This window comes from Planctomycetota bacterium, assembly GCA_016872555.1.
Classification (GTDB): Bacteria; Planctomycetota; Planctomycetia; order Pirellulales; family UBA1268; genus F1-20-MAGs016.
This window is the reverse complement of the sequence record VGZO01000032.1, coordinates 1-13636: the sequence shown is the minus strand read 5'-3', so window position 1 is coordinate 13636 and position 13636 is coordinate 1. Positions and strand designations below refer to the sequence as shown.

The 13636-nt window shown below is 72.2% G+C and carries 11 protein-coding genes, 1 tRNA gene and 1 pseudogene; 3 read left to right on the top strand and 10 right to left on the bottom strand.

Annotation, left to right across the window (positions count from 1 at the left end; genetic code table 11):
* Positions 1 to 36: 36 nt before the first annotated feature.
* Both FJ309_11480 and FJ309_11475 read right to left on the bottom strand, forming a co-directional pair.
* Entirely contained in the window at positions 37 to 1329 is a 1293-nt protein-coding gene (locus tag FJ309_11480) for a coproporphyrinogen III oxidase family protein (protein MBM3955216.1), read from the bottom strand.
* Between the two features lie 44 nt (positions 1330 to 1373).
* On the bottom strand, positions 1374 to 2390 hold the full coding sequence (locus FJ309_11475) for a sugar phosphate isomerase/epimerase (GenBank protein ID MBM3955215.1): 1017 nt from the start codon (positions 2388 to 2390) through the stop codon (positions 1374 to 1376).
* A gap of 148 nt (positions 2391 to 2538) precedes the next feature.
* On the opposite strand from FJ309_11475, the gene queC reads away from it, so the two are divergent.
* Together queC and FJ309_11465 are read left to right on the top strand one after the other, a co-directional pair.
* Positions 2539 to 3255 (top strand): 7-cyano-7-deazaguanine synthase QueC, encoded by a 717-nt coding sequence (queC, locus tag FJ309_11470; GenBank protein MBM3955214.1) that lies wholly within the window; start codon positions 2539 to 2541, stop codon positions 3253 to 3255.
* Between the two features lie 27 nt (positions 3256 to 3282).
* Positions 3283 to 3999, top strand: a complete 717-nt coding sequence (locus tag FJ309_11465; protein ID MBM3955213.1) for a 7-carboxy-7-deazaguanine synthase QueE — start codon at positions 3283 to 3285, stop codon at positions 3997 to 3999.
* 14 nt (positions 4000 to 4013) lie between these two features.
* Here the strand turns inward: FJ309_11465 and FJ309_11460 are convergent, their stop codons facing one another.
* The 7 genes from FJ309_11460 to FJ309_11430 all read right to left on the bottom strand — a co-directional run bounded on the left by FJ309_11460 (position 4014) and on the right by FJ309_11430 (position 12024).
* Positions 4014 to 5066, bottom strand: a complete 1053-nt coding sequence (locus tag FJ309_11460; protein ID MBM3955212.1) for a hypothetical protein — start codon at positions 5064 to 5066, stop codon at positions 4014 to 4016.
* A gap of 25 nt (positions 5067 to 5091) precedes the next feature.
* Positions 5092 to 6159, bottom strand: coding sequence for a lipopolysaccharide heptosyltransferase II (gene waaF, locus FJ309_11455; protein ID MBM3955211.1), 1068 nt, complete (start codon positions 6157 to 6159; stop codon positions 5092 to 5094).
* A gap of 68 nt (positions 6160 to 6227) precedes the next feature.
* Complete coding sequence (locus FJ309_11450) at positions 6228 to 9680, bottom strand: FtsX-like permease family protein (GenBank protein MBM3955210.1); 3453 nt, start codon at positions 9678 to 9680, stop codon at positions 6228 to 6230.
* Positions 9677 to 10342 carry an ABC transporter ATP-binding protein gene (locus FJ309_11445; protein ID MBM3955209.1) on the bottom strand — a complete coding sequence of 222 codons (666 nt, stop codon included), beginning with the start codon at positions 10340 to 10342 and terminating at the stop codon, positions 9677 to 9679. The genes FJ309_11450 and FJ309_11445 overlap by 4 nt, the downstream gene beginning before the upstream one ends.
* 16 nt (positions 10343 to 10358) lie before the next feature.
* Entirely contained in the window at positions 10359 to 10826 is a 468-nt protein-coding gene (locus FJ309_11440; protein ID MBM3955208.1) for an acyl-CoA thioesterase, read from the bottom strand.
* A 106-nt stretch (positions 10827 to 10932) separates the two neighbouring features.
* Positions 10933 to 11100 (bottom strand): 30S ribosomal protein S18, encoded by a 168-nt coding sequence (gene rpsR / locus FJ309_11435; GenBank protein MBM3955207.1) that lies wholly within the window; start codon positions 11098 to 11100, stop codon positions 10933 to 10935.
* Between the two features lie 525 nt (positions 11101 to 11625).
* A complete protein-coding gene (locus FJ309_11430) occupies positions 11626 to 12024 on the bottom strand; it encodes an RNA-binding protein (protein ID MBM3955206.1) in 399 nt (132 codons plus the stop codon).
* 341 nt (positions 12025 to 12365) lie between these two features.
* Here FJ309_11430 and FJ309_11425 point away from each other — a divergent pair.
* Positions 12366 to 12448, top strand: a tRNA-Leu gene (locus tag FJ309_11425).
* 19 nt (positions 12449 to 12467) lie between these two features.
* Here FJ309_11425 and FJ309_11420 read toward each other — a convergent pair.
* A pseudogene (locus FJ309_11420) lies at positions 12468 to 13312 on the bottom strand (transposase).
* Positions 13313 to 13636 lie beyond the last annotated feature (324 nt).

Here is a 13636-nt window from a genome sequence, read left to right as displayed (position 1 = left end):
TAACCCTGCCGGCCCCACCCCTCGGTAAGGGGATCGTCAGGAGGCTGCCGCCAGCGATTCCCCCTCGAAAAAGCGATGGAGCAGGGCATCCACCATGAGCAATCCGCGGCGCGACATGACCGGTCGCGGCCGAAGCTGGTCGAGGTAGCCCTCCGCCTCGAGACCCGCCCAGACCGGCGCCCAGGCGGCGACGGGATCGACGCCGTACTTCCGCCCGAGGCGGTCGACATCGAGGGTACCCCGCTTGAGACCGAGGACGGTCTCGCGGAGGAGGAGCTCGCGGGGCGTCGGCCGTAGCCCGCGGGCGACGGGAAGTCGGCCGCCGTCGATCGCCCCGAGGTAGTCGTCCCAGTGCGGCGCGTTCTGGTAGTGGAGCCCGGACAGGTGACCGAAGCTGGCGACGCCGAGGGCGACCAGATCACTTCCCTCCCAGAGCATGTCGCGGTAGCGGAACTGGACCCGCGCCGGATCACGGACGAGCGTGTAGGCACTGGAGATCGAGTACCCGCTTTCCAGGGCCCGGTCGAACGCCCAGTCGACCCAGGCGCGCTTCGTCGGCCAGTCGGCGACCGGCACCGCGCCGCCGCTGGCCTTCGCGTCGTGGACGAAGACGGTATTGAGCGGCAACTCCAACTGGTAGATCGTGATGCTGTCGGCACCGAGCGCGAGCGTCCGCTCGACCGTCCTCCGCCAGCTGTCGAACGTCTCGCCGAGCATCCCGGCGATCAGGTCGACGTTGGTGGAGGGGAACCCGGCGGTGCGGATCCACTCCCAGGCGCGGAAGATCTCGGCGGACAGGTGGGCCCGCCCGTTGGCCTCGAGGATCGCGTCGTCGAAGTTCTCGACGCCGAGCGAGATCCGCGTCATCCCCAGGTCGCGCAGCGCCCGCACCTTCGGCTCCGAGAGCGTCCCCGGCTCGCACTCGAACGTCACTTCCTCCGCGGCGTCCCACCCGAGGCTGCCACGGAGCCCGGTGACGAGCCGGTCGAGTTGCCGGGCCGACAGGAACGACGGCGTGCCACCGCCGAAGTAGACGTAGCGCACCGTGCGCCCGGCCACGGCGGGCCGGGAGGCGACGAGCGCCGCCTCGGCGGCGAGGGCCTGCGAGTAGCGCTCGACATCGGCGGCCGAGGTGTCGGTGTAGACCCGGAAGTAGCAGAACTTGCAGCGCTTGCGGCAGAAGGGCACGTGGAGGTAGAGCCCCAGTGCCGCGTCGGTGGGGGGCGCCGCGAAGGCCGCCAGCACCTCGGGCACGGCACCGGCATGCCAGCGGGAGAACGGCGGATAGTTGGCGACGAAGTAGCCGCCTGGTTCGGTGGTTTCGGCCATCCGCAAAGCCCACGCTGGTCAGCGTTCCGCCGGCCGCGGACCGGTCATTTCCGTCCGCGCGCCGCCAGCAGGTCGTCGAAGTCCCGGAGATGGTAGTCGATCCCGGCGCCGTCGAGCACGCGGCACAGCCCGCGGAGCGCGATTCCCATCCCGTCGGGTCCGCTGGTGCCGCCGAACTGCCCACCGCCACGGACGTGCGGCTCGAGGTCGAGGAACACCCCCGGGATCCCGCGGTGCTCGAGCCGGCGGGTCAGGGCCGGCAGCATCGACTTCAGGTCGGCAAGGATCCGCTCGTGCCCGCCGGCGCCACGGTCGGCGGGGACGAAGTGCGCCAGCGCACCTTCGTCGACGTGGCCGTCGCGGGACTTGGCGGTCGGTTTCCGGTAGTCCTTGACGTGGACCCAGCCGAGGCCGGGCTTCATCGCCTCCCACTGCCGGTAGACCTCCGCCGCGGTCATCCCCTGGACGACGAGATTCGCGGCGTCGAACACCAACACCAGCGCCGGATGATTCACGCGGCGGTGGATGTCGGCGAGCAGCTGGCCGGTCTGGCCGACGAGATTCGCCTCGACCTCCAAGCCGAACGTCAGGTCGGAGCGGTGGCAGGCCTCGGCGATCTTCCCGATCCGGTCGGCCGCCTCCTCGAGATGGGCCTCGGGACGGTCGCCGCGCGGATGGTAGAAGGAGAAACCGCGGATCAGCTTGGTCTCGAAGGCGTGGGCCAGTTCGCACGCCCGGGCGACGTCCTTGGCGAGGTACTTGGCGAACGGCACGAACCGATTCTTGGTGCCGTCCTCGACGTCGCGGAGCTTGACCTTCCCGATCGGCGAGGCGATCGAGGTCACGTTGAGACCGTACTCGTCCTCGAGGTGACGGATGCGGCGGATCTCCGGCAGCGTCAGCTGCATGACGTTCTTCACCCCCTTGCCGGCGTCGATGAAGCGGAGGGAGTAGTACTCCAGCCCCAGCGCCGCCAGCGCCGAGAACTGCTCGACTGCCGTGAGGTGGAAGGCCGATTCGTCGGCGAGGGCGGAAAGGATCACCCGGGCTGCCTTGGCCATCGTGCGCGTTCCAGGGGCGGGGGGAGGGCCGGCCGGCGGCCGACGGACCGGAGGGGATTGTCACCGCGGGCGCGGTCGAAGGGAAGGGACGGCGCGGCCGCGGTCCGCGGCATCAGCGGAGCGGCGGCGCTCGGGTAGGCTCGGGGGCATGGAAGAGGTCACCGTCCCCCACGGCGCCGCGCGCCGCACCGTCGTGCTCCTCTCGGGCGGACTCGACTCGGCGACCGTGGCGGCATGGGCCGTACGGCGCGGCGACACCGTCACGGCGCTGTCGGTGGACTACGGCCAGCGCCACGCGGTGGAGCTCGAGGCCGCCGCCCGGATCGCCGCGGCGCTCGGGATCACCGACCACGTCGTCCTCGCCGTCGATCTGGCGGCCTGTGGCGGCAGCGCGCTTGTCGACCGGTCGATCGCCGTGCCGAAAGACCGCCCCGCGGCGGCCCTCGCGGCGGAGATTCCCGTGACCTACGTGCCGGCGCGGAACACGGTCTTCCTGGCGCTGGCACTGGCCGTCGCCGAGACACGCGGCGCGACGGCGATCGCGCTGGGAGTCAACGCCGTCGACTACAGCGGCTACCCCGACTGCCGGCCGGAGTTCATCGCCGCCTTCGCCCGGCTGGCCACGCTGGCGACGAAGGCCGGCGTCGAGGGGACGCCGCTCGAGATCGTCACGCCGCTCCTCCACCTCGGCAAGGCGGACATCGTCCGGCTCGGCATCGAGCTCGGCCTCGACCACGGCCTGACCACGAGCTGCTACGACCCCGCCCCCGACGGCCGTCCCTGCGGCCGCTGCGACTCCTGCCAGATCCGTGCCGCCGGCTTCGCCGCGGCCGGCGCGGTCGATCCGCGGGCGCACACCGGCTGAGCGGCTCCGCCGCGGACAGGAGGCACGGTGCGGATCGCCGAGCTGTTCACGTCGCTGCAAGGGGAAGGGTTGCTGGCCGGCACGCCGAGCGTGTTCGTCCGCGCCAGCGGCTGCAATCTCCGCTGCGCCTGGTGCGACACGCCCTACACGAGCTGGCACCCGGAAGGGGAGGAATGGAGTGTCGCCCGGATCGTCGGAGCCGTCATCGCGACCGGTGCCCGGCACGTCGTCCTCACCGGCGGTGAACCGCTCCTGTTCGCCGACGCCCCGGAGATCGTCGCCCGCTGCCGCGGCGCCGGGCTGCACGTCACCGTCGAGACGGCCGGCACGGTGATCCCGCCCGGGCTGCCGCCGGGGGGCTGGGCCGATCTGGTGAGCATCAGCCCGAAGCTCACCTCCTCGGCACCGGCCGCGGCCGACCACCCCGCCTGGCATCGCCGGCACCTGTCGGCGCGGCGCGCCGACGACGTGCTCCTCCGCCTCCTCGCCGGCGGTCCCTGGCAGCTCAAGTTCGTCGTCGGCGCGGAAGCCGACATCGCCGAGGCGCTCGCCTGGCTCGCCGATCTCGAGCGGGCACACGGCGAGCCGCTCGACCGCTCGCGCGTGTTCCTCATGCCCGAGGGGATCGACGTGGTGACGCTCGAGCGGATCGGAGCCTGGCTGCGCCCCGCCGCTGCCGCCGCCGGGCTCGCCTACGGCCCGCGGCACCACGTGGCGTGGTTCGGCCACCGGCGCGGCACGTGAACGGCGGCCGAGCGTCAGTGCGGCGTCGCGGGAGCCGGGGCCGCGTGCGCCGGGGCGTGGGCGCGCGGCCCGAAGGCGAGCACCGTCGCCGCGCCGGCGGCGACGACGAGCAGCCCGGCAATAAACACCGGGCTCACCGCCTCGGGCCTCGTGTCGGCCATCGCCAGGGTGGTGAACGTGTTGATCACCGGCGCGCACCCGAAGACCACCGGCATCACCGTGAACGGCTTCCCCCCGCAGGCGAAAGCGAGGATCGTGCCGAGCGCCCCGAGGGCGCCGAGCGAACCGGCCGCCAGGCTCCAGAGCAGGCCGCCGGCATGCCACGAACCGGTGTCGCCGGTCGGGCCGAGGAGTGCCAACGGGACGAGGACGGCGATGAGGAAATACGACACCCCGATGCAGATCAGCGGGCGCAGCCGGCTCCCCGCCATCGCCACCTGGCCCTTGTGGAGCACCGGTCCGTAGGCGCCCCACGACAGCATCGCCATCGCCGCAGCCAGGAGCACCCCGACGAAGTTCTCCGCTTTCTTGACCGCCGTGACGGTCTGCGGCTGCCCGGCCGTCGCCGCGACCTCGACGGCTTTCGCGGGCGCCGTGTGCGCCGGCGTCTGCGGCTTGAAGACGAGCACCGTCGCGGCGCCGGTGATGACGAGGATCAGCCCGGCCAGGAACGGCGCCTTGAGTTGGTCGAACGCCTTGTTCATCGTCGCGTTGAGGAGCGTGTTGACCACCGGCGCCCCACCGAACACCAGCGGCATCACGTAGATCGCCTGTCCCCCGAAGACACGCAGCGCCAGGATCACACCCAGTGCGCCCAGCGCCCCGGCCACGCCGGCGACCAGACTCCAGAGGATGCCGGTGCGCGTCCACGCACCCTTCTCGCCGGTCCGGGCGAGGATCGCCGAGGGGACGACGATCGCGATCCCGAAGTAGGCCAACCCGACGCACATGAAGGCCCGGAGGGCCGATCCCAGCAGGCCGCTGCCGACATGGAGCACCGGTCCGTAGACGCCCCAGCAGAAGGCCGTCAGGCCGATGGCGGCGAGCATCGCGAGAGACGACATCATCCGGGGAGCCTCCGGGACGGGACGATCAGGCGACACGGTCGGCGGGCCGCCGCGACCGCTCGAGCAGGTCAACCATGATACGCCCCACCTCAGCCGGCGTGACGAGCTTCATGCAATCGTGGTGACCGAGCGGGCACTCGCGTCTTCCGCACGGGGAGCAGGCGAGGTCGAGGCGCACCTCCTCCAGCCAGCGGTGGTCCGACGCGCCGAGCCGTGGATCCATCGGGCCGTGGAGGACGACGGTCGGCGTGCCGAACGCGGCGGCGACGTGCCGCGGGCCGCTGTCGGTGGTCACCACCACCGCGGCGCGGCGCAGCAGCGCCTTGGAAAGACCGAGCGGCAGGTCGTCGATGTCGGCGAGGCTCGTCACCCGGCGGTCGGCCGCCCGGCGGGCGCAGTCGCGCGCGCCGTCGCGGTCGCCGGGACCGCAGTGGACGACGACGCGGGCGGAGGGGACGCGCTCGACGGTGAGCCGGGCCAGCGCCGCGAACCGGTCGGTTCCCCAGCTCTTCGACGGTCCGTAGGCCCCATTGTCGTTGAACACGACCAGCGGGCCGGCCGACTCGGGGAACAGACGGGCCAGGACCGCGTCAGCCAGCGCCTCCTCGGCCGCGGTCGTCGCCAGCTCGAGCCTCAACGGGCCGCGGGGGACGCCGATCCAGGCACCGAGATCCATCGCGTGCGCCGCGGTCGACACCGGCACGATCCGCCCCCGCTGCCGCGGCGGCTCGAGCGGATCGGTGAGCAACCAGCGCCGGCCGTGCCGCGCGAAGCCGACGCGCCGCTTCGCGCCGGCGAGCCAGGCGAGCAGCCCGGTGGACAGCGAGTTGGGGACGATCAGGGCGACGTCGGGGCGCTCGCGCCGCAGCCGCGCTGCCGCGCCCCGCACCCGCACCGCCGGATCGCGGCCGCGTTTGTCGAAGGGGACGAACGCGTCGATCCAATCGGTTCCGGCAAACAGCGGGATGAACGCCGGCTTCACCGCGGCGCTGATCCGCGCGCCGGGGCCGACGTGGGCGCGGAGGGACCGCAGCAGCGGGGTCGACAGAACGACGTCGCCGAGCCACCTCGGCAGGATCACCAGCACGTGCATGCGCGCCTCCGGGCGGCACGGTACCCGGTCGCGGCCCCGCGCGACAAAGCCAATCCCGCGGGCGCTCCTCACCCCTCCGCCAGGGCGGTGCGCGGGGTGACCCCGCCGGCGCGCCGGGCAGCCGCCCAGCCGGCGACGGCAGCGACCAGCAGCGTGGCCAGGGAGGTGAGGAGGATCCAGCCGAGGGGGGTGCGCGAGGCCCCGCCGGCGACTTCGCGGGGCAGGGCGACGACACCCGCCAGCCCGCCGGCAACCAGGCCCAGCCCGACCATGATCATCGTCTCGGTCACGACCAAGGTGCCGATCCGCCCCCGGCCGAACCCGAGCGCGCCGAGCAGACCGAAGGCCGCGGAGCGTTCGATCACTCCCTGCACCTGAACCGCCGCGACCCCGAGCGTGCCGAGGAGCAGGCCGAGAAACCCGAGCGACTGGAAGCCGGCGAGAAACGTGTTCTGCACCGCCTGCAGCCGGCGCAGCCGAGTGGCTGCCGGTTCGATCGTCACAGCGGCGTCGGCCCATGCCGTGGCGAGCGCATCTTCGAAGGCGCGCCCGTCGACCCCCGGGCGCGGCGCGGCCAGCGCCATGGCGTAGCCGCTGGCGCGGGGAAAGAGCGCGGAGAACGTCCGTTCGGAGACGATCACCGCCCCCTGGAGGATGCCGGGGTCGAGGAGGCCGACGATCCGCAGCGTGACGGGATTGCCGGTCGCATCGGGCAGGGAAAACGTCGCCCCGACGCCGCCGAGCTCGAGCGCCCACTGTGCGGTCGCGGCGTCGAGGATCGCGGGCAGCGGCTCCCCGGGCACGCTCCGCTCGAGCAGCGTCCAGGGGTTGGCGACCGGTTCGGCGACGGCGCTGAAGCGGAAGCCGCCGCGGGCGATGAACCCGGGGCCGACGCCGTGGACGACGGGACGGACGCTGGCGTAGAGGTTGGTGCAGCTGGCGTCGTCGCCGGCGCTCGAGCGCAGCAGGGCGACCTCGCAGCCGGCGAGGGCGTCGGCCTCGGCGGCGTCGAGACCGAGCGTGTCGCGGGTCGCCGGAGCGGAGGGATCGACGGCGGTCGGATTGCCGAACGTGGCCAAGGCCGCCCAGCCGCCGGTCGGCCCCGAGCGGTCGGCCACGGCCGGGTCGCCGAGGCGAAACGCCGACACGGCGACGACGAGAAACTCGGCGACGGCGACCATCGCCGCGACGGCGAAGGCCCGCCCCGGGCCGTGCGCCAAGCCGCGGCCGGCCAGCTGGCCCAGCGACGACAGGCCGCGGCCCCGTCCCGCCGCCAGCCTGCCGAGCCACGCGCGCACCAGCGCCAGCATCCCCACGAGGCAGAGAATCCCCGCGGCGAAGAACAGGCCCACGGCGCGCGATGCGTCGGCACTCCGCGCCCACCAGGCCAAGCCGATCCCGGCGCCGATCGCCGCCAGTGCCACCGGCAAAAGCCACGCCGTCGCCCCCCCTGCCGACGGCGGCTGATCGCCGCCGCGCAGCAACCCGAGGGGATCGCGCCGTGCCGCCGCCCGGGCGGCGAGGACCAGCGCCCCGGCCGAGAGGAGGGTGCTCGCGGCCAGCGCGGCCAGGAGCGTGGCCGGCCCGACACCGGCCGCGGCGGCGAACAGCGGCGTCGACCCGACCGCTACGCTCCCTTCCCAGGCCCGTCCGAGCCAGGCCAGCAGGATCCGGGTCCAGACCGGACCGACGAGCGTGCCGACGGCGCTCCCCACCAGCGCGGCGGGCAGGGCGACCAGCGCGACCAGCGCCGTCACGCGCCGCGGGGCCCAGCCGAGCGCCGCCAGGAGGCCGATGTCGCGCCGGTGCGAGGCGACGAGGAGGCTGAACAACAGCCACTCGAGGATCAGCCCGGCGCCGACGACGAACATCGACAGCGCGAGGAACAGCCCACCGAACGGTGTCGATCCGCGCGCCGCGGCGAGGGCGTCGGCGCGGAGCGGCTCGACGCGGAAGCCGAGCGCCGTCGGGTCGATGGCAGCGGCCAGCTCCGCCTCCAGCGCCGGCAGGGCGGCGGCGGCCGTCGCCGGGAGGTGCCAGGCGGTGGTCCGTCCGAACCGGCTCGCGGCGAGCCGCCGGGCGGTGGCCAGCGACACGAACCCCTTCGGCGCGGCGCCGTGGAGCTTCCAGAAGCGGTCGTCGATGTCGTCGGGGGGCGTCGCCCGGATGCGGCTGCGGTCGAAGGGGAAGGGGGGATCCCAGTCGGCGATCGAGGCCTCGTCGGTCACGCCGCGCACCTCCGGGACGAGGTCGCGCGCCACCGCCGGCCCCGCCATCGCGGCGATCCCGGCGAGGCGCAGCGTCACCGTCGTCTCCTCCACCACGCCGTGGAGCGTCTCGGGCAGGAAGCAGCGGAGGAGGATCGGTGCGCCGGCGGCCAGAGGATGCCCCTGGGCGGCGAGGTCGTCGGCGGCCCAACGCGTCAGCACGATGCCGTCGTCGTCGGGAACGGCGATCGGGCTGCCCGACTCGTCGACGAGGCCGCCGACGGGCAGATCGGCGGAGTCGATGCCGAGGACGGTCGAATAGGGGACGCTCGCCGCGGGGCCGGCGGCATCGGCCGGCGCGGTGAGCGACACGGCGAGGAACGCGAGCGACGGCCGCCCCCCGTGCGGCCCGAGCACGCGCTGGGCGGCGCGATCCGCCTCGTCGGGGATCACCAGCCGCCGGCTCGTGAGTCGCGGCACCGCGGCACCGGTGCCGGTGGTCACCTCGAGACCGAGGTCGGCAAGCGCGGGGCGGACCGCGGTGCGGAGCCGGGCGACGAGCGCGCGCTCGCCGTCGGCGTCGCGCGGCGTTGGCGCGAGGAGCAGGTTGGCGCTCCCCGGACGGCCGACGAGATCCTGCGCCGCCCCGAGGCCGACGATCGCCAGCCCGGCGGTGGCCTGCGTCGGGCGGAGGGCGAACTGCCCGAGGCCCTCCTCCGGCAAGATCTCGGCGACCCGCAACCGCCTCCCGGCCGAGGTGGCGTCGCGCCGCCCGAGCGGCAGGTCGGCCGGCACGTCGGCCGGAACGACGGTGCGGAGCACGACGACGCCGCCGGCACCGACGCCGAGCGAGCGCGCGAGGGGCGCGTTGAGGACCACGCTTCCCGGCGGCACCGGCGCCGGAGCCGCCGCGAAGCCGAGCCGGTCGAGGCCGTCGGCCGCCAGCAGCGTGGCGGGGACGGCGCGGCGGTCGTCGCCGGTGGCCTCGACGGTCACCGCCACCACCAACGCCGGCACCGGTGCCGGATCGAAGGCATCGGCCAGGGCAGCAGAAAAAGGTTCGTCGCCGACGACCGCCGCGGCGATTCCCCCGAGGCGCGACAGCGCCAGGCGTTCCAGCCCGCGCGACAGGCTGTCGCCCACGCCGAGCGCTCCGGCGATCGTCGCGGCGACGACCGCGGCAGCCGCTGCCAGGGCGGCCAGCTGCCGTCGCCAGGCCCATCCCAGGCGCCAGGCCACCGCGACGAGACCCGCGGCGGGCTCCGGCTCGGTGCTCCCGGGCCGACGCGTCGGCACCCCCGCCGTGCCGCTCATGGGAGCAGCCGCCCATCGACGAGCCGGCGCACGGTGCCGATCCGCTCGGCGACGGCGTCGGCATGGGTGACGACGACGAGCATTCCCCCCACCTCACCGGCCAGTTCCACAAGTAGATCGGTGACCGTCGCCGCACCGCGCGAATCGAGCTGCCCGGTCGGCTCGTCGGCGAGCACCACCCGGGGCGCCAGGACCAGCGCCCGCGCCACGGCGACGCGCTGGCGCTCGCCGCCCGACAGCTGGCCGGGCAGGTGGCCATGGCGCCGGTCGAGCCCGACGCGGTCGAGCAACGCGCGGGCGCGATCGACGATCGCCGCCGTCGGCCTCCCCGTGGCCAGTGCCGGGAGAAGGACGTTGTCGAGCGCCGTGCAACCGGCGAGGAGGTGGTGCTCCTGGAAGACGAATCCGACGGTCCGGTTGCGGAACCGGGCCCGCTCCTCGGGCCCGCCGGCAAAGGGGTCGGCGCCATCGACACGCACGCTGCCGGCGGAGGGTTCCTCGAGTGTGCCGAGGATCGACAGCAGCGTGCTCTTCCCCGAGCCACTCGGCCCCATCACCGCCAAGCGCCCACCGTCGGCGATCGCGAAGGAAACGTCGTCGAGCACCTCCAGCCCCCCGCTGGGCGTGGGGTAGGTCTTCGACAGTCCGGCAACCTCGAGCATGGCCGATTCCCGCCCCTCAGGTCACCGCCGGATGGTGTTGCTCGAGCCGCGCCCGGACGGCCGCAGGCAGCTCCGTCGGCACGGGCCGCCCCGTCCCCTCCATCCGGCAGTGGACCGCGACGATCCGCCCGTCGGCGACGACGCGCTCCCCGTCGAGGAAGCGAAAGGCGTAGGTGACGCTCGACCGCCCGAGCGCCGCGACCCAGACGGCGATCGTCATCTCGTCGCCGAACCGCACCGCCGAACGGTAATCGCACGCCGCGCTGACGCGCGGCCAGCTGAGTGTCTCGCCGGAAGCACCCGTGGCCACGACAGGGATGCCGAGGGCCCGGAGCACCTCATGCTCGGCCGACTCCATCCAGGTGAAGAACGCCGAGAAATGGGCGATCCCGGCGGCGTCGGTGTCACGAAACTCGACGCGACGGCGGACGTGGAATGCCACGGACGGAAGCGATGCGCCAGCGCTTGAGTCCGACGCGGTCACCGATCACCTCATGCAGCCGCGGCACGGGCCAGGGGCTGCCACGGGATACACAGGCTGGACACGGCCGCGGGGCCCGGGGCGGCTATCCCCGGGCCCGCGGCCCCGCTCATTCGCCGACGTAGGGCAACAGCGCCATGAACCGGGCGCGCTTGATGGCGCTGGTGACGGCGTGCTGGCTGGCGGCGGTGCAGCCGCTCTTCCGCCGGCCCAGGATCTTGGCCTGCCGGTTCACCATTTTGCCGATCAGTTCCAGGTCCTTGTAATCGACATACATCGGCCGCGGCCGGGCACCGTCGATGAAGATCGGATCCCGCCGCTTCACCTTCGCGCGGGGCTTGGCTTTCTTCTTTGCGGCCTTGGCTGGCTTGGCACTCGGAGGAGGCATGAAAAAACCCGTCGTGGAGGATTGCTGAGGACTACGAACACAGAGAGGACAATTGAATCGCGCCGTGGCCGTGGCATTGCCTCGGGCAGCCACGAGCCCGTCATCATACGCGACCGGCGCCGATTCGCTGGAGCGAACGCCGGTCAAAAAGTGCCGCAGGGGACGGTCGCGGATGGCGACCGTCCCCCGCGTGACAACCCGATTCGTCGTTTCCCGGCCCCGCAGCCGAAGGCGCTGCGGGAGAGCCACTGGATCGATTTCAGTGAAAACGTTCCTGCGGAAGCGGCTTCGAAGTGCGATACACCTCGAAGCGGATCTTCCTGGATCAGGCGAACAGGCTCGGTTTACCAGTCATCCGCCTCGGCACCCGTCACGCCATGCGTGCCGGCGACGAAGCGAACTCACCGAGGGTTTTCAGTAGCGGTCGCCACCGCGGTAGCCGCCGCCACCGCCACCGCGGTAGCCGCCACCACCGCCGCCACCGTAGCCGCCGCCACCACCGCCGTAGCCACGGCCGCCGCCACCCGGACGACCGCCGCCACCGCCGCCGCCACCCGGACGCGGAGTCCGTTCGCGGGCTTCGTTGACGGTCAGCGGGCGGCCGTTCATCTCATGCCCGTTGAGGGCCGAGATCGCCGCCTGCAAACCCTCGTCGGTCTCCATCTCCACGAACCCGAACCCGCGCGACCGTCCGGTCTCGCGGTCCGAGATCACCTCAGCCGAACGCACCGCACCATGAGGCGAAAAAATTGCCTCGAGTTCGGCCGACGTGGTGGACCAGGGCAGGTTCCCCACGTAAATCTTCCGAGCCATAACTCACAACCTCTTAATCCAGGGGCCTTCGCTTCAGGAAATCATCGACTTGATCGACCCTCTTCTTGCGCCCGTCCCGATGCCCCCACAAAACACACGGGCAGAAGAGAGTCCGTCGAACGCCCTGGTTCTACCATCGGCAGTCAAAAGAGACAACCGGAGTAGGACGGGCAGAATCGGTACGACCCTCCTCGGTTCGGGGGCTGGCCAGCCGTTGGCGGCAGCCGGCTGGCGTTCGCGGCGATCGCCATATCCACGGACATCGGGAGCCCGGCGCGGCCGCTATCAGCCGGGGTGCTGGCGGGAGCCATCCGGACGCCGTAGTCTCCGGTTTCGCTCTGGCCGGAGTGGCGGAATGGCAGACGCGGCGGACTCAAAATCCGTTGCCAGCAATGGCGTGTGGGTTCAAGTCCCACCTCCGGCATACTTGGTTTTTAGCCTCCTCAGCAGAATCTGTGGGTGAACACGGGCTCGGGTAATCGGCCGAGCACGTGAAACAGGGCGATTTCGATGCCCTTCGGCGTCCGGAAGCCGAATGCTTTTCTGGTGGTCAGTTTCGCTTTTCCGTTGAATCCCTCGACGACACCCGACGAGATCGTGCCCCGAGCTCGGAACCAGTTGAGGATCAGATGCCGATGACGCCGCAGGCTCCGGGCGATCTTCTTCATCGGGCCGATCCGGCTGCGCATGGTGCGGGTGCACCAGGCATCGAGGAACTTCATGGCCCAATCGGGGCTCGTGTACTCCCAGAACCCGCTGGAAGTCCTCGCGGAGCAGATGAGCCCGGACGCTCTTGAGGTTGTACTGCAGGATCGCATCGACGCCGATGGCCTCGATGCCCGAGAGATCGCGGTGGGCGAGCCCCCATTCGACCGCGTGTTTTACGGAGCGAAACACGTTGTCCCAGGTCGTGTTGAATGCATCCGCCGTCTCCTTCCACGAGAGCCGCTTGGCCCAGCGGGCCAGGAACCAGCGATAGCTGGTCGTGAGATGTTCCTTGCCGTCGCTCCACGGCACCCGTTCGACGGTCACGCCACATGTCGGGCAGTCCACCCGTCGCATCGCGTAGACGAAGAACACCGCGATGTTCCAGAACGGCACGAACTGGAACCGTCGCGGCGAGCCGGTCATACCCGGGCCGCTTCTCGCCGCATCCGGAGCAGATCGCCCGGCTGTTGGCCCGGGGCTCGACATCCACCTCGAGGAACGGCTGGCCCGCGGCGGATTCCACGAGTCGCTGCTCCTTGTAGACGAAACACTTGTGCCGCTCGACGCGGTTGAGATGCATCCTGCGGTGGCTCCGGCAAAGGGGCTGTCCAAGCAACCGCATCTTTACCGCACGACGCCGCAGGATGCTTCTTTCCCTCCATGGCCCGCCCGGCAGGGCGGTGCTTCCAGGCGGCGGAACGCCGCCGCATGCCGGCTACCGGCGCAAAGCGGTGGGCCGCATCACGCCGCAGAGGCGGCGATGCCCTGCCCGAGATCGCCTACCACTCGACGCACCGAGGGCTTGCCATACTGGGCGATGGCCACGCGACTGCCCGCACCTCTCGGAGATCGTGCCGAGGCGTATTCAGAAACCGTTTTTACCCACAGATTCTGCTGAAGAGCC